Source organism: Mesorhizobium sp. B4-1-4 (assembly GCF_006439395.2).
GTDB lineage: Bacteria > Pseudomonadota > Alphaproteobacteria > Rhizobiales > Rhizobiaceae > Mesorhizobium.
Window position 1 is genome coordinate 3,601,372 of the sequence record NZ_CP083950.1, and the last position, 14,332, is coordinate 3,615,703.

Annotated in this window: 18 protein-coding genes; 8 read left to right on the top strand and 10 right to left on the bottom strand. The window is 63.7% G+C overall.

Annotated features, from left to right (window positions below; translation table 11 throughout):
- Positions 1–68 precede the first annotated feature (68 nt).
- Positions 69–194 carry a hypothetical protein gene (locus FJW03_RS30075; RefSeq protein ID WP_264296474.1) on the top strand — a complete coding sequence of 42 codons (126 nt, stop codon included), beginning with the start codon at positions 69–71 and terminating at the stop codon, positions 192–194.
- 32 nt (positions 195–226) lie between these two features.
- Positions 227–469 carry a hypothetical protein gene (locus FJW03_RS17185; RefSeq protein ID WP_226890385.1) on the top strand — a complete coding sequence of 81 codons (243 nt, stop codon included), beginning with the start codon at positions 227–229 and terminating at the stop codon, positions 467–469.
- A 256-nt stretch (positions 470–725) separates the two neighbouring features.
- On the opposite strand, the gene FJW03_RS17190 is transcribed toward FJW03_RS17185, so the two are convergent.
- Positions 726–2,103 (bottom strand): IS1182 family transposase gene (locus FJW03_RS17190; RefSeq protein WP_140767523.1). Its coding sequence is split into 2 segments (ribosomal slippage): positions 726–785 and positions 787–2,103, totalling 1,377 coding nucleotides; the frame shifts between segments, so codons are not numbered across the junction.
- 107 nt (positions 2,104–2,210) lie between these two features.
- Positions 2,211–2,816, bottom strand: coding sequence for an NADPH-dependent FMN reductase (locus FJW03_RS17195; RefSeq protein WP_140767202.1), 606 nt, complete (start codon positions 2,814–2,816; stop codon positions 2,211–2,213).
- Between the two features lie 91 nt (positions 2,817–2,907).
- On the opposite strand from FJW03_RS17195, the gene FJW03_RS17200 reads away from it, so the two are divergent.
- A complete protein-coding gene (locus tag FJW03_RS17200) occupies positions 2,908–3,276 on the top strand; it encodes a winged helix-turn-helix transcriptional regulator (RefSeq protein WP_181168704.1) in 369 nt (122 codons plus the stop codon).
- A gap of 160 nt (positions 3,277–3,436) precedes the next feature.
- On the opposite strand, the gene FJW03_RS17205 is transcribed toward FJW03_RS17200, so the two are convergent.
- From FJW03_RS17205 to FJW03_RS17215, 3 genes are all read right to left on the bottom strand, one after another.
- Positions 3,437–3,640 (bottom strand): hypothetical protein, encoded by a 204-nt coding sequence (locus FJW03_RS17205; RefSeq protein WP_140767200.1) that lies wholly within the window; start codon positions 3,638–3,640, stop codon positions 3,437–3,439.
- A gap of 117 nt (positions 3,641–3,757) precedes the next feature.
- A complete protein-coding gene (locus FJW03_RS17210; RefSeq protein ID WP_013893544.1) occupies positions 3,758–4,153 on the bottom strand; it encodes an acyl-CoA thioesterase in 396 nt (131 codons plus the stop codon).
- A 119-nt stretch (positions 4,154–4,272) separates the two neighbouring features.
- Entirely contained in the window at positions 4,273–5,214 is a 942-nt protein-coding gene (locus FJW03_RS17215; protein ID WP_140767199.1) for a phosphoribosylaminoimidazolesuccinocarboxamide synthase, read from the bottom strand.
- Between the two features lie 259 nt (positions 5,215–5,473).
- Here FJW03_RS17215 and FJW03_RS17220 point away from each other — a divergent pair, with 259 nt between their 5' ends.
- The 3 genes from FJW03_RS17220 to FJW03_RS17230 are packed head-to-tail and all read left to right on the top strand — an operon-like array spanning position 5,474 to position 9,215.
- Positions 5,474–7,090: a GMC family oxidoreductase gene (locus FJW03_RS17220; RefSeq protein ID WP_140767198.1), complete on the top strand. Its 1,617-nt coding sequence runs from the start codon at positions 5,474–5,476 to the stop codon at positions 7,088–7,090.
- On the top strand, positions 7,087–8,301 hold the full coding sequence (locus FJW03_RS17225; protein ID WP_140767197.1) for a mandelate racemase/muconate lactonizing enzyme family protein: 1,215 nt from the start codon (positions 7,087–7,089) through the stop codon (positions 8,299–8,301). Before FJW03_RS17220 ends, FJW03_RS17225 begins: the two co-directional genes overlap by 4 nt.
- Entirely contained in the window at positions 8,298–9,215 is a 918-nt protein-coding gene (locus FJW03_RS17230) for an NAD(P)-dependent oxidoreductase (protein ID WP_140767196.1), read from the top strand. Before FJW03_RS17225 ends, FJW03_RS17230 begins: the two co-directional genes overlap by 4 nt.
- Before the next feature lie 377 nt (positions 9,216–9,592).
- Here the strand turns inward: FJW03_RS17230 and FJW03_RS17235 are convergent, their stop codons facing one another.
- The gene (locus FJW03_RS17235; protein ID WP_140613000.1) at positions 9,593–10,531 is read right to left on the bottom strand and encodes a diacylglycerol/lipid kinase family protein; all 939 of its coding nucleotides are present in this window, start codon (positions 10,529–10,531) and stop codon (positions 9,593–9,595) included.
- Between the two features lie 831 nt (positions 10,532–11,362).
- Here FJW03_RS17235 and FJW03_RS17240 point away from each other — a divergent pair.
- Positions 11,363–11,884, top strand: a complete 522-nt coding sequence (locus FJW03_RS17240; protein ID WP_140767195.1) for a hypothetical protein — start codon at positions 11,363–11,365, stop codon at positions 11,882–11,884.
- Positions 11,885–11,888: 4 nt separating this feature from the next.
- Here the strand turns inward: FJW03_RS17240 and FJW03_RS17245 are convergent, their stop codons facing one another.
- The 4 genes from FJW03_RS17245 to FJW03_RS17255 form a co-directional block, all read right to left on the bottom strand.
- Positions 11,889–12,512: a hypothetical protein gene (locus tag FJW03_RS17245; RefSeq protein WP_140767194.1), complete on the bottom strand. Its 624-nt coding sequence runs from the start codon at positions 12,510–12,512 to the stop codon at positions 11,889–11,891.
- A 14-nt stretch (positions 12,513–12,526) separates the two neighbouring features.
- Complete coding sequence (locus FJW03_RS17250; RefSeq protein ID WP_226890386.1) at positions 12,527–12,763, bottom strand: hypothetical protein; 237 nt, start codon at positions 12,761–12,763, stop codon at positions 12,527–12,529.
- Entirely contained in the window at positions 12,730–12,855 is a 126-nt protein-coding gene (locus FJW03_RS30080) for a hypothetical protein (RefSeq protein WP_264296475.1), read from the bottom strand. Before FJW03_RS30080 ends, FJW03_RS17250 begins: the two co-directional genes overlap by 34 nt.
- 204 nt (positions 12,856–13,059) lie before the next feature.
- The gene (locus tag FJW03_RS17255; RefSeq protein ID WP_140612997.1) at positions 13,060–13,302 is read right to left on the bottom strand and encodes a DUF1344 domain-containing protein; all 243 of its coding nucleotides are present in this window, start codon (positions 13,300–13,302) and stop codon (positions 13,060–13,062) included.
- Between the two features lie 451 nt (positions 13,303–13,753).
- Between FJW03_RS17255 and FJW03_RS17260 the strand changes: the two genes are divergently transcribed.
- Positions 13,754–14,248 (top strand): YegJ family protein, encoded by a 495-nt coding sequence (locus FJW03_RS17260; RefSeq protein ID WP_140767193.1) that lies wholly within the window; start codon positions 13,754–13,756, stop codon positions 14,246–14,248.
- The last annotated feature ends 84 nt before the right edge of the window (positions 14,249–14,332 follow it).

Below are 14,332 nucleotides of genomic sequence, written 5' to 3' on the forward strand. Positions count from 1 at the left end.
TGACTTCACGCGGGCTTACTCAGGTGACGGATGCAAGCTGACATATCAGGGCGAGATGGCTAGGCCAGATGGCAGCTCCGACCATATGGCGGTCCAACGATGCCGGCGCGCGCCTCGCGCTTCACGGCCCGCACCGGCAAAGCGGGCCGATCCTGCTGCTCGACCAGACCGCAGCCGATGGAACTGGTCGCTGATCCGCCGCGATCTCGACGGCCTGAACCGCGCGATGACCCTGACACCGACACCCGGTCCCTATCTGCTGCAGGCGATGATCGCCGCCCGCCATCCCCGCGCGGTGACCGCCGCCGACACCGACTGGATCGCGATATCGGCCTATTACCAGGCTCTTGCCCTGGCCGGCTCGGCGCCGCCCCTCATCGCGCTGCCGGGCACTTCTCCCCGTATAGTGACGGGGAGAAGGCCGCTGTCATCGATGGTTTCGTCAAACAGAAACGTTGCAGAATATTAAGCCGAGATCGCGGTCAGCCCCTTCTCCCCGTCACTATACGGCGAGAAGATGGCGGCAGCCGGATGAGGGGCAGCGCGACGTTTGCTCGAGCAGCACTCATGGGGCCCCTCCAACGAAAAAGGGCGGCGCAAGCGCCGCCCCCAGACTGCTGACGAACCCCGTCGATTTTCGGCGGGGTTTTGTTTTGCGCGTTGATTGAGCTTTGTAAATTGGTGTCAGGAGAAGATGTCAGGAGGCTGGCGCTGCGCATCTGGCCTCAGGCGGGTGCTGGTTTTGGGCTTGGCCAGAGGCTGATTGCGATCTTTTTCATGTTCTGGGGCGGCGGCGGCGATCAGGCACTGGCAGGCGACGCGGGTTCGCCCTCGGAAGCGGGCATAGCGGTGGCCGAAGAGCTGCTTGGCGTCGGCGAAAGACCGCTCGACCGTCTCCTTGCGGCGCCGGTAGATGGCCTTGCCCCATGCGGTCGAGCGATTGGCGTCGACCCGCTCGCGGGCGTCCTGCCAGACATGGCGCGTGATGGTGCGTTCGGCCTTGGCGTTTGAGGTGCAGGAGGCCAACAGCGGACAGTCGCGGCAGATCGCCGGATCGCTCCTGTAATGCCGGTAGCCGCTGCGGTCGGTTGTGGCATAGGCAAGCAACTGGCCCTGCGGGCAACGATAGCCGTCCGCATCCGGCTCATAGACGAAGGCGCTCTTCCTCATCATGCCGGGCTTGGGCGGGGTCGGGTTGCGATAGCCGGTGACGCCCCTGATCGTCCTGTCCTCCAGCCCCTTGGCGATGCCCGGCGTGGCGTAGCCGGCATCCAGCCCCGCAGCCGCCACATTGAAGCCGAAGCGCTCCACCTGGCGGTCGAGCCGGCCGAGATAGACGATCGAGTCATGCACGTTGGCCGGCGTGGCGAACGTGTCGGTGATGATGCCGCAACGGCCATCCACCGTGCGGTGATCGAGATAGAAGAAGCCCTTCGGCTTGCCCTCGCGCACCATGTAGCCGGCCTCCGGATCGGCACGGCTGACCTTGGTCTGCTTCTCGGGCGGCTTGCGCTGCTTCTGCTTCTGCTTCAGCGGCTTTTGGCCATGCAGCGCCCGCTCCACCTCGATGGCGCGGTCGAGTTCGCTCCAGTAGTCGGCCCGCGACTTGGCGACCAGGGCAAGGTCGTATTTGCCCTTGTTGGCGTTGGCCTTCAGATGCGTGCTGTCGGTGTAGAGCACCGTCCCGTCCACCAGCCCCGCCCGGATCGCCTGCTCGACGATGCGGTCGAAGATCGCCTGCGCGATCGTCTCGTCCTGGTAGCGCCGGCGCCGGTTCTGCGACAGCGTCGAGGCGTCGAACACCTTGTCCGTCAGCTTCAGCCGCAAAAACCAGCGGTAGGCGACATTGACCTCGATCTCGCGCACCAGCTGCCGCTCCGAGCGCACGCCGAACAGGTAGCCGATGAACAGCGCCTTGAACATCAAGGTCGGATCGAGCGGCGGTCGGCCATTGTCGGCGCAGTAGAGCGGCGCTGTCAGATCGTGGATGAAGAAAAAGTCGATCGCGCGATCGATCTTGCGCAACAGGTGGTCAGCCGGAACCAGCTGATCCAACGTCACCATCTCGAGCGCGGTCTGTTCAGGGGCGGGTCGCTTCAACATGACCCAGTGAATCAAAAACCCCCGGCAAATGCCAGGGGTTTGTCAGCAGTCTGAGGGCGGCGCAAGCGCCGCCCCATATCCCTTGGGAGGATAATCTCAAAGAGCGATCAGGCCGCCTTGATTTCATCGTCGACCACTTCGGCGTCGCGCGCCTTCTTCAGCGCCTTGGCCCACCAGGCGACATCGTTGACCAGCGCGGCGGCGGCCTGGTTCAGGTGCTCGAGATCCTCAAGCTTCTTCTCGCCCTGGCGCACGGCGAGGAAGTCGCCCCAGGCGATATGGACGGCGGACTTGACCGGCGCCATCTGCAGTTCGACGGCATGGAGGCGGAGCTGCTCGACGGCGCGGGCGCCACCGACGCTGCCATAGCCGACGAAGCCGGCCGGCTTCTTGTTCCATTCGTTGGCGGCGTAGTCGACGGCGTTCTTCAGCACCGCCGTCGGGCCATGATTGTATTCGGCGGCGGTGAAGATGAAGCCGTCATACTCGGCGACCTTCTTCTGCCAGCGCTGCGCCACCTCGTTCGTCGAAGGCACCCAGGCGGAGGAGGCAACTTCGTCGAAGAAAGGCAGCGGGAAGTCACGCAGGTCGACGACTTCCACGTCGATGTCGGCATGCGACTTGGCGATCTTGGCGATCCATTGGGTGGGCACATCGGCGAAGCGCGCGGCGCGCGTCGAACCAACGATAATGGCGATCTTGGGTTTTGACATGGGAGGCTCTCCATTCCGGTAAAAGCTGGTATCGTTTAGATACCGGCGCTATATGAGATACTGTCAACTCCAGACGCAAGGAGGCACCTTTTTGTTACTGAGGCACCCGCACCGCACCGAAGACTGCCGCGCCATTTCGGAAATCCTGCAGCGTGTCGGCGACAAATGGACCGTGCTCGTGGTCGGCAAGCTTGGCGATGGGCCGCTGCGTTTCAATGAGTTGCGCGCCGCTGTCGGCGGCATCTCGCAGAAGATGCTGACCACCACCTTACGCGGCCTGGAACGCGACGGTTTCGTCACCCGCACCGTGTTCCCGACCATCCCGCCGCGCGTCGATTACGAGCTGACCGAACTCGGCCATGAACTCCTGATTCCGGTCAGCGCGCTTGGCGAATGGGCACGCAGGAATACCCAGCGCGTCAAGGCGGCACGCGAAAAATTCGACGGCGTGCATGGCTGAAACCCTTGCGCGGCAAGGAATCCGGTATCTCGCGATGAGCGACATTGCCTGACGGCAGGCGAACCCGTGACCTCTAAACGAGGCCGCCAAACTTTGCCTTATCGCCGACCAGCACACCCGCTACTTTGACGACGATAGTCGTGAGCCCTGAGGCAACCATTCAGGCTCGTGGCGCCATGTTCCCGCAAGGCGCCGGCCTGCAGATCGCGCATGCCGCGGCTGGCACCCTGACGCCCTTGTCGCCCTGCGAGCAGGCGGTGCGTGGAAGGTCGTCTTTGACTTCGGCATAGGCGGTTACGCCGAGCAGGCAGACCAGAGCGACAAGGGCTGCCACGAGCCAGCCGTTCAGTATGTGTTGACGCATTGTCTCTCCTCCAACGCGGCAGAATCGGGCGTGAAGGGCAATCGTCGGATGTCGCGAAGCGCGGCGCCCGCACGGGCGATGTTACAATTTGGCCTGTCTGGAGAGAACGGGCTGTCGTCAACTCTCGGCGGGCACCGCCTTCGGCTTGCCCTCGCCGTCCAGCGCCACCATGACGAAATCGGCGTGCGTCACCTTTTCCATCAGGTCGGAGAGATAGCGCTGCGCCCAGGCCTCGACCTTGAGCGTCATCGAGGTGCGGCCGACGCGTTCGACATGGGTGTAGATGCACAGCGTGTCGCCGATCTTCATCGGCTTGGCGAAGGACATCTCCTTGACCGCCGCCGTCACCACGCGCCCCCTGGCCCGCTCGGCGGCGCGGATGCCGCAGGCAAGGTCCATCTGCGCCATCACCCAGCCGCCGAAGATGTCGCCGGCCGCATTGGCGTCCGAGGGCATGGCGAGCGTGCGCAGCGTCAGGTCTCCGATCGGCCGTCCATCCGCGTATTGCACCATGCGAGACATCCCTCGAGATCGATTGCCTTGATCCCGTAGCGTCACGGCGTGGACGCGTCAACGCGCCTGGGATGGCGCGGTCGATACGCGCTGCATCGGCGGCAAGGCAGGCCTGTCCGTTAGAAGTAGCGCGCGAGGTTCGAGCGGATGCGATCGAGCACGGAATTTCCTGACACGTCGGGAACGAATGCCTTGCCCGTGATCGCCTCATAGGCCTGTACATAGACCCTGGAGGCCTGTTCGACGATCTCGTCGGGAATCATCGGGATCGGATCCTTGTAGGGATCGCAGCGCGCCGCCACCCACGAGCGGATGAAATCCTTGTCGAAGCTCTCCGGCCGCGTGCCGCTTGCCAGCGCCTGTTCGTAACTCGCCGCGATCCAGTAGCGACTGCTGTCGGGCGTGTGGATTTCGTCGGCCAGGATGATTTTGCCGTTCCTGTCGGTGCCGAATTCGTATTTCGTGTCGGCGAGGATCAGGCCGCGCTCGGCGGCGCGTGCCTGGCCGCGAGCGAACAGCCTCAACGCGTAGCTCGAAACGACATCCCACTGCCCCTTCGTGAGCAGGCCCTGTTCGATGATCTCGGCCCTGGACAACGGCTCGTCATGGCCGCCATCCGCCGCCTTGCTCGTCGGCGTGATGACCGGCTCGGCCAGCTTCTCATTGTCGCGCGACCCGTCCGGCAGGCGCAGTCCATACATGTCCCGCTCGCCGCGCTTGTAGCGGGTCAGGATCGAGGTGTTGGTGGTCCCGGCCAGGTAGCCACGCACGACGATCTCGACCGGCAGGATGTCGAGCCGCGTGCCGACAACGACATTGGGATCGGGATATTCGAGCACATGGTTCGGGCAGATATCGGCTGTTTCCTCGAACCAGTAGCGGGCTGTCTGGGTCAGTATCTGGCCCTTGAACGGGATCGAGGTCAGGATGATGTCGAAGGCGCTGAGGCGGTCGGTGGCGATGATGATGCGCCGCCCATCGGCCAGGTCGTAATTCTCGCGGACCTTGCCCTTGTAGTGGCCCGGCAGCTCGGGAATGAAAGCATCCGACAGGGTCCGCATATGATTTCCTGCCTTCCGCAGAGTGGCCAGGCATGGTTCCGAAAAGTTGCAGACTTTTCGGAAAAATCATGCGCCAAAATTAATTCCCCGGCATAGGCTGTCGACGCCATCCATATCAAGCGCCATTGTCGGTATTCCCCGCAACCCGGCCCGGCATCGCGGTCGCTTTTTTCACAACCGATGCCGGAAGGCACGGCGACGCGGCAAGCCCGCCGCGTCTAGGCTGCGTCCCAGATTTTCGGAGCCGCTTATTTCCATCATGCAGACTTATGATTTCATTATCGTCGGCTCCGGCTCGGCCGGCTCGGTGCTCGCCGACAAACTGTCGGCTTCGGGCCGCTTCTCGGTGCTGGTGCTCGAAGCCGGAGGCAGTGACCGGCGCTTCTACGTGCAGATGCCGCTGGGCTACGGCAAGACCTTCTTCGACCCCAAGGTCAACTGGAACTACAAGCCCGAGCCCGACCCCGGCCTTGGCGGCAATGTCGACCACTGGCCGCGCGGCAAGCTGCTCGGCGGCTCGAGCTCGATCAACGCCATGGTGTGGATCCGGGGCGCACGCGAGGATTTCGACGACTGGCGCGACGCCGGCAATCCCGGCTGGGGTTACGACGATTTGCTGCCGGCCTTCAAGGCGCTCGAGGACAATGAGGCCGGCGCCGACAAATGGCGCGGCACCGGCGGCCCGCTGCACATCACCGACACCACGAAGGCCGTCCACCCGCTGACGAAGCGCTATCTCGCCGCCGGCCAGCAGGCCGGCCTGCCGCTCAATCCTGACTTCAACGGCGCGGCCCAGGAAGGCGTCGGCATCTACCAGATCTCGACCAGGAACGGCCGCCGCATGTCGGCGGCCCGCGCCTTCCTGCGCCCGGCGATGAAGCGCGGCAATGTCCGCGTCGAGACCAACGCGCTGGCAAGCCGCATCCTGTTCGAAGGCAAGCGCGCTGTCGGCATCGAATATCTTCAGAACGGCCAGACGAAAACGGCCCGCGCCGGCCGCGAGGTGATTCTTTCCACCGGCTCGATCAACTCGCCGCAGCTTTTGCAGCTCTCCGGCATCGGACCCTCGGCGCTGCTCAAGCAGTTGGGCATCCCGGTCGTTCATGCCAACGAGAATGTCGGCGCCAATCTGCAGGACCATGTCGGCATCAACTACACCTTCAAGGGCAAGGTGCCGACGCTGAACCAGATCCTGCGGCCCTGGTGGGGCAAGCTGCTCGTCGGCATGCAGTACATCCTCACCCGTTCCGGCCCGCTGTCGCTGTCGATGAACCATGGCGGCGGCTTCTTCCGCACCGACCCTGCCTTCTCGCGCCCCAACATGCAGCTCTATTTCCAGGCCTTCTCGACCATAATTCCAAAGAGCGGCGAGCGTCCGATCCTGACGCCAGATCCCTGGCCGGGCTTCTCCATCGGCCTGTCCAACTGCCGCCCGTCGAGCCGTGGCGAGATCATGATCCGCTCCAGCAACCCGCTGGATTACCCAAAAATCGTCGCCAACGCCTATTCGACCAATGCGGACGTCGACGAAATGCTGGCGGCGGTGAAATTCGTGCGCAAGATCGCCTCGATGCCGGCCATGGCCGAGATCATCGCCGAAGAGGTCCTGCCCGGCCCTTCGATCCAGTCCGACGCCGACCTGATCACGGATTTCCGGAAGCGCTCCGGCACCGTCTATCACCCGGTTTCGACCTGCCGCATGGGCCCCGATCCCTCGCGCGCCGTCGTCGATCCGCGCCTCAAGGTGCACGGGCTCGAAGGCCTGCGCATCATCGACGCCTCGATTTTCCCGGACAACATCACCGGCAACACCAACGCCGCCTCCGTCATGACCGGATGGAAGGGCGCCGAACTGGTTCTGGAGGACCACAAATGAAGATCACCGACGTCAAGACCTGGGTTGTCGGCAACCCGCCGCCCGGCATCGGCGGCAAGTATTTCATCTTCGTCAAGCTGACCACCGATGGCGGCGTGGTCGGTTACGGCGAGGCCTACAACGCCACCTTCTCCGCCCATGTCACGGCCAGGATGGTCGAGGACATGGCCGAGCGTTATCTCGTCGGCCGCGATCCGCACGACGTCGAGAACTTCTTCCGCCGCGCCTATTCCTCGGGCTTCACCCAGCGCCCCGACGTGTCCGGAATGGGCTGTTTTTCCGCGCTCGAAATGGCCTGCTGGGACATTATCGGCAAGGAGGCGAACAAGCCCGTCTACAAGCTGCTCGGCGGCCAGGTGCACGAGACGCTGCGCTCCTACACCTATCTCTACCCGCACACCGGCAGCGTTCATTCCGAGGATGCGCCGGACGGCAGGAATGTCTACAACGATCCCGATCTGGCGGCGGCCTGCGCGCTCGAATATGTCGAGCAGGGTTTTAACGCCGTCAAGCTCGACCCGGCCGGCCCCTATACCGCCTTCGACGGCCACCAGCCGCGCCTGCTCGACATCGATGTCTCCACCCGCATGATCAGGGCGATTCGCGAGGCGGTCGGCACCCGCGCCGACATATTGTTCGGCACGCATGGCCAGTTCACGGCATCCGGCGCACTACGGCTCGCCCGCGCCATCGAGCCCTACGATCCGCTGTGGTTCGAGGAGCCGGTGCCGCCCGACATGCCCGAAGTGATGGCGCAGGTCGCGCGCGGCACTTCCATCCCGATCGCCACCGGCGAGCGGCTGACGACCAAGTCTGAATTCGCCCGCGTCATCGAGAACCGCGCCGCGACCATCCTGCAACCGGACCTTGGCCGCTCCGGCGGCATCCTCGAAACCAAGAAGATCGCGGCGATGGCCGAGGCCTACCACATCCAGGTCGCGCCGCACTGCTATTGCGGACCGCTGGTCGGTGCGGCCAACATCCAGCTTGCAGTGACGCTGCCCAACTTCCTCATCCTCGAATCCCTGAAGCAGTGGGACGGTTTCCACGCCACGCTGCTGAAGAAGAAGATCGAGTGGCAGGATGGCAATGTCATTCCGTCGAAGGAGCCAGGCCTCGGCGTCGAGCTCAACGAGGATGTCTGCGATGCGCATCCCTACACCGGCAAGGACCTGCATCTGCAGATGATGCAGACACCGCTGATGCCGTGAGCGAAAGCTACGCCTTCATCGGCCTTGGCCATCTCGGCGGCAATCTTGCCGCCAGCCTGGTCCGCAACGGCTTCGCGGTCACCGTCTTCGACCGCGACCCTGCCGCGATCAAGCGCCTTGTCGCGCTCGGCGCCACCGCCGCCAGCAGCCCTGCCGAGGCCGCCGCCCGCGCCGGCAATGCCATCACCTGCCTGCCCTCGCCCAAGGTCAGTGAAGCGGTGCTGGTCGGCCCCGGCGGATTGCTGGAAGGTCTGCCCAAGGGCGGCACCTGGATCGAGATGTCGACCAATGGCCGTGACGAGATCGTGCGCCTCGCCGCCCTCGCCACCGCCAAAGGCGTCGAGACGTTGGAATGCCCGGTCACCGGCGGCGTGCATCTGGCGGCGGCGGGCAAGATCACCGCGCTGGTCGGCGGCGATACGGCGCTCTACGAGCGCCACCGCCGGGCCATCGAGGCAATGTGCGCGCGGTCCTTCCTGATGGGCCCGGTCGGCTCGGCGGCGGTGATCAAGGTGATCACCAACATGCTGGCCTTCATCCATCTCGTCGCCGCCGGCGAGGCATTGATGCTGGCCAAGCAAGGCGGACTCGACCTCGCCCAGTCCTATCATGCCATCGTCGCCTCCTCCGGCAACAGCTTCGTCCATGAGACCGAAAGCCAGCTCGTTCTCAACGGTTCCTACGATATCGGCTTCACCATGGACCTGGCGTTGAAGGACCTTGGCTTCGCGCTCGGCATGGGCAGGGACTTCGGCGTGCCGCTCGAGCTGGCCTCGCGCGTCAACGCGATTTTCGAGCAAGGCAAGGAAGCCTATGGCGGCGGAGCCTGGTCGACCCAGATCGTCAAGCTGCTCGAGGACACTGTTGGTACGGACCTGCGCGCGACCGGTTTCCCGGCCAAGCTGGAGATATGATCCCGGCAAACCAGCGAATGAAATCAAGGCGTTGAGCAAGCATCTGGAATCACGGCCGCAACAACTTGAATCAGAGCTAGAACGTCCCGACTGGTTTATCGGGAGAGTTTCGATCAGACTGCATGTCTCGGCGATTGGCGGGAAACACCCTTCCCTTCGTCATCCTATGGCGAAGCAAGGAGCGAAGCGACGCGGCGCAGACCATAGGATCCATGCCGTGAGTTCAAAGCGTTGCGACGGCCCGAAATTCTGCTCCACCGCACTCTTCGGCCAAGGTCGCGGCATGGATCCCAGGGTCTCCGCGACGGAGCTTCGCTCCTGCTTCGCCCTGGGATGACGACATCGTGCGACGCTGCATTGCCGGGCAACGCCTTGATTCAATATCTGAGCGTCAGGGCGCCGGGCAGGATCTCGAAGGTCGCCGGAATGCGGCCGGGCGACTCGCCGTCTATGTCGACCAGCGCACCGTTCTCTGCCCCATCGCCAAGCGGTTCGACAACCACTTTCCTGCCGCGCAATATGGTGATCGCCGGGTGGTTGCGATGCCGGCCGCCATAGAGCAGGCGGATGTCCCAGATCAATTTCAGCTTGCCCGCCGCGCGCAGGATGACGATGTCGAACTGCCCGTCGGTCAGTTCGGCATCGGGCGCGATCATCATGCCGCCGCCGAAGAACTTTCCATTGGCCACCGCCACCAGCGCCATGCGTGCCTCAACCGGAGCGCCGTCGTCGACGGTGATCCGGACATGCTGGAAGCGATAACGGATGAACTCGACCACGGTGCGCCACAGGAACAGCGTCCTGGCCGACATCCTGCCCTTGCGCTTGTCGGCGTTGACGGCGCGGTCGGTGGCGCCTGACAGGCCGAGGCTGGCGATGTTGATGAAGTGACGGCTGGCCAGCGCGCCATGGTCGTCGATGTAGCAGATGCGGCCGGCATCGACGGCCCTCGCCTTCGCCTCGGCGATCCGCTTCAGGGTCGCATCCACCGCCCTCGGCAGGCCGAGCCCGCGCGCGAAATCGATGCCGGTGCCGCAGGGCAGCAAGCCGAGCTCGGTCTTCCGCCCGCCTTCCTCGCCGGCCTGCAGCAGCCCGTCGGCCACTTCGCTGGCGGTGCCGTCGCCCCCGGCCGCGATCACCAGATCGAAGCCATTCACCGCGAGATCGATCGCCAGCCGTTCGGCATCGCCCTCGGCCTGCGTCTCGCGCAACTCGAAATCGCCGAAGTGTTTTCTCAGCGCGGCGGCGACATCAGGCCAATGCCGTTTCAGCCGGCCGCCACCCGCAATCGGATTGAGCACCACCCCGACTTTCAAATGCTCGCTCTCCCCGGCACCGAGCCTATGTGCTCGATCCTTTGCCGGCATTGAAGCCCGCGTCCATCGGCGGAGCAAGAGGGACTTTCCATCGGAGCGTGGAAAAGCAGGGGCGGGCTGTCTAAAGCAGTCAGGGCCGAAATTCCGGGCCCAGTGGCAAACGCTCCCCGATAATCCCACTATCCACAGGCCCGGGACCATTTCCCGGAACCCTTACCCGGCGTAAGTTCAACCCATCTCAGGCGGCTACCGATCATCGAGCCGAAAGGCGAAAGTGAAAGGCGGATTTCCTGAGGCCCGTACGGCCCGGATCGAGAACAGGCTTGCCTGTGGGAGGGACGGAAGCCGAGCTACGGGGCCGCGGAAAGCGTGCCAACGCCGACGGCGGACCGATGCTGCCATGAAGGACGGCAAAAACCTTCGATGGCACGCAGGGCAAGCCCGCAAGGGCCAAGCCCAGCGTGGTCTGGACGGATGCCGCCCTTGGGTGGCCTCTGGCAAGACCGTCAAAATCAAGGCCGGCATGGCGCGACGACTGTACGGAAGTTGCTGCCGCGACCGCGTCCTGATCTGACAGGGAGGCGCTGGGAGAAATCCCGGCGCCGACTGTCTTGCGCCCCTCCAACTTCTTTCCCGGCGACGTTGCGGGTGCCGCTCGATCGGTAGGCCCCGCCATGCGTCGACTGATCCGGATAGACACGTGCCGCCACCTACATTCCACAATCGAGGCCAAAATCCCGCCTTGATCGCGCGCGATGGAGGATCGCGTGTCGCCTGGAACGCGGCATGCACCTGACTGGGCTGCCGGGGGCATCTCGAAGGGACAAGACCGTGATCAAGACCGCCCTTGTCGCCATGACCATTGTGGGCTGCGACTGCGACGCGAAGCTGTGTGAATATATCGGCGAGACGCCGGCCAAATGGTCGACCATCGCCGAGTGCGAAGCCGCGATGAAGAGCCAGATCCTGCGGCAGCATAATTTCAACTATCCCCTGGTGTCCGGCATCTGCCGCACCAAGGGCTCGGCGTCCTCCTCGCAACTGGCCGCTACGGCATCCCGCCCGGAACTGAAGCCCGCCGACCGGACCCTTGCGCCGGAACGGCCGCTGCCGCCGGAACTGAGCCACCGTCCGAGCGTCTCGGTCGGCTCGCCGACGACGGCCATGGATGCGGCCGCCGCGCGGCCCGTCGCCTATGAACAGGTGGTCGATGGTGGAACCGGCACGCTCTATCGCACCAAGAATGGCTACGCCGTGGTCAAGACCGATCTTGGCCGCGCCGCTTCCGCGACCGCCGACGCGGCAAAGCGTTCGGTGAACTGGCTGGCCGGCCTTGTACCAACGGGACTTTAAGTCCCTACAGTTTGACCTTCAGGCTCTCCCAGAACTTGTCGATCAGCGGCTTTTCGGTGGCTGCGTCCTCGCCGGCGACCCGTGTGATGAACAGCAGGCCCTGATCGGCAAGGCCGAAGCCGACGATCTCGAAATAGGCGGTATCGGTGCGCGTCTTCACCTCGGCGCGGATGCCAGTCAATTCCTTGCCGTCGCCAAGCTTGCGCGTCGTCGGCTGCTGCGTCAGTTCGGCACCCGCCTGCACTGATTCCTTGGTCATTTCCTGCAGCATGAGCTGGTTGAGCGACACCGGATTCATCTTGCCGTATTCCTGCACCACGACGATCGTGCCCAGCGCCGAGGCCATCAGATATTGCGTGATGTTTTCGCCGAGATCGGTCTTGGTCACCGAAATGTCGCTCGGATGGACGAAGGAGAAACTGCCGCCCGAAAAGGTGGCGAAGTCGTTGCGCTCGAGCGTCACCTTGCTCTTTTTGCCGCCGGGCAGCGTCACATCGGCGGTGTCGCCGGGATCAATGTCGACCGTCACGCCATCGATGGTCAACCTGAAGGCCTTGAGGTCCTCGGCTCCGGCCGGTCCAGCGCACAGTGCGATGAGAGAGAGGGCTGCCGCTGATACCATCCGCATGGTTGTTCTCCTGCCTACGACGCCGCCCTGCCCAGCGCCTTGATGGCACGGTAGACGGTCGAGGAAAACAGTTCCGTCGGGTCATATTGCCGTTTTGCCGCCAGGAAGGCCGACAGCTCGGGATAGGATGCCAGCAATTCCCTGGCCGTATAATGCAGCTGGTAGGGCAGGAAGAAGCGCCCGCCATGCTTGATCGTCACGACGCGCCCGGCGTTCTTCAGCCCCGAAGGCCCGCGCGCCAGCCGCGCCATGGTGGTGTCGCCCCAAGCACCGCGCCGCCGACCACCGCGGCACCGAGCAGCAAGCGCCGCGACAGGCGAAACCCTTTCTTTTCCTCGGCCATGAATATCCCCCGTCGGCCAAGGGATAGCGCGGCTCTTTGGCAAAAATCATGGCGGCGCTGCCGGAACGGCGTTCCACCACCCTGGTCGGCCAGCGGTGAGCGACCAACAATATGAAAATGGCCGATCCGCTAGGGAATCGGCCAGCATTGGAGCAGGGTCTGAAAGGTCAGGTCAGCAGGTCCGCCGACGCGTGACGTTCATGTCTAGGAAGCCTTCTTGATCGACGTCACCATGCCGGTCTTGTCGTCCACCGTCACCGCTACCTTGGCGCCGACCTTCAGTTTCCCGAGCGCCGCTTTTGGCGACAGCTGGTAGATCTTGCCGTCGTCGAGGGTGATCGATTTGGTCGTCGGATCGACGGCCTGGATGGTGCCCTGAACGGTCGCGGCATAGGCCGTGCCGAGGAAGGCGAGCAGAGCGGCGGTGGTTGCGAGGGTCTTCTTCATCGATAGCACTCCGTGCTGTTTCGGTTTCGTCCGGTTGCCTTGATGGCCGTCGCCTTGGGAACGACGGCACCGAACGAGCCGAGACTGGAATGGAAGACCTGCTTCCTGCAAATCACATTGAGTGAATTTTAGCAAAGGAAATCATAGGCTTAATTCTGACACATTGCTTCCAGCCGACGTGGTTTCCTGATGTTTCGCCCTTCCCAATGAGCCCACTTCTTTCCACGAAAAGAGTCGGTTAGCCGATTGTGGCTGGCGGGTTGCGGGCATCACGCAGCCGCCGCAATCCGTCTGGTGCAGGATCACGAAACAGTCTGGCGGCGTCCCACAGGGTCAAATTTTGTTTCATGGGATCAGCTCGAATGTCCCTTGAGCGGATGAGGCTCGCGTGCCGGTTGCAAACCCGAAATGGATGCGGGATGGTGGCGGTTACTATGGTGAGGGGCCCTCCATGAAACGTGCAGTCCGGACCATGATATCCCTGCTGCTGGCGTTTGCTCCGGGATTGGCCGGCGCACAAGGCGCGGACCCGGGCGACGACAAAACGGTCATCTTTGCTCCGGGCGATCCGGAAATGACGGCCGCCACCGCGCGGGCGCTCGCCAGGCTCGATGGATTCCTGGCCTTGGCAGAAGCGCCTCCCTCCGGCACGGACAGGTTCAAATTGAAGGTCCAGGTGCGCGACGGCAACGTCACCGAGCACTTCTGGGTCATCCCTTTCCGCCGCACGGAAAGCGGATTTGTCGGCATATTGGCGAACCAGCCGGAGCAAGTGCACAATGTGGTGCTCGGCCAGAATATCGAGTTCACGCGGGACGATATTTCCGACTGGGGCTACACCAGGGACGGCCGCCAGGTCGGCAGCTTCACCGTCTGCGTGATGTTCAAGAAAATGTCGAAGGAAGAAGCGGACTATATGCGCGGCAAATACGGCTTCGACTGCTGAGCCGCCCAGCTTTTGTCTTGACGCGCATCATTGTGCCGAACTGGGTAACCGCATCATGTCAAGGCTGCGGAGGATGCAGTCTCG

Coding starts and splice junctions, on each gene's coding strand:
- FJW03_RS30075 (WP_264296474.1), top strand. CDS start 69: ATGGCAGCTCCGACCATATGGCGGTCCAACGATGCCGGCGCGCGCCTC.
- FJW03_RS17185 (WP_226890385.1), top strand. CDS start 227: ATGACCCTGACACCGACACCCGGTCCCTATCTGCTGCAGGCGATGATC.
- FJW03_RS17195 (WP_140767202.1), bottom strand. CDS start 2,816: ATGTCAAAACCCAAGATCGCCATTATCGTTGGTTCGACGCGCGCCGCG.
- FJW03_RS17205 (WP_140767200.1), bottom strand. CDS start 3,640: ATGCGTCAACACATACTGAACGGCTGGCTCGTGGCAGCCCTTGTCGCT.
- FJW03_RS17210 (WP_013893544.1), bottom strand. CDS start 4,153: ATGGTGCAATACGCGGATGGACGGCCGATCGGAGACCTGACGCTGCGC.
- FJW03_RS17215 (WP_140767199.1), bottom strand. CDS start 5,214: ATGCGGACCCTGTCGGATGCTTTCATTCCCGAGCTGCCGGGCCACTAC.
- FJW03_RS17220 (WP_140767198.1), top strand. CDS start 5,474: ATGCAGACTTATGATTTCATTATCGTCGGCTCCGGCTCGGCCGGCTCG.
- FJW03_RS17225 (WP_140767197.1), top strand. CDS start 7,087: ATGAAGATCACCGACGTCAAGACCTGGGTTGTCGGCAACCCGCCGCCC.
- FJW03_RS17245 (WP_140767194.1), bottom strand. CDS start 12,512: ATGCGGATGGTATCAGCGGCAGCCCTCTCTCTCATCGCACTGTGCGCT.
- FJW03_RS17250 (WP_226890386.1), bottom strand. CDS start 12,763: ATGGCGCGGCTGGCGCGCGGGCCTTCGGGGCTGAAGAACGCCGGGCGC.
- FJW03_RS30080 (WP_264296475.1), bottom strand. CDS start 12,855: ATGGCCGAGGAAAAGAAAGGGTTTCGCCTGTCGCGGCGCTTGCTGCTC.
- FJW03_RS17255 (WP_140612997.1), bottom strand. CDS start 13,302: ATGAAGAAGACCCTCGCAACCACCGCCGCTCTGCTCGCCTTCCTCGGC.
- FJW03_RS17260 (WP_140767193.1), top strand. CDS start 13,754: ATGAAACGTGCAGTCCGGACCATGATATCCCTGCTGCTGGCGTTTGCT.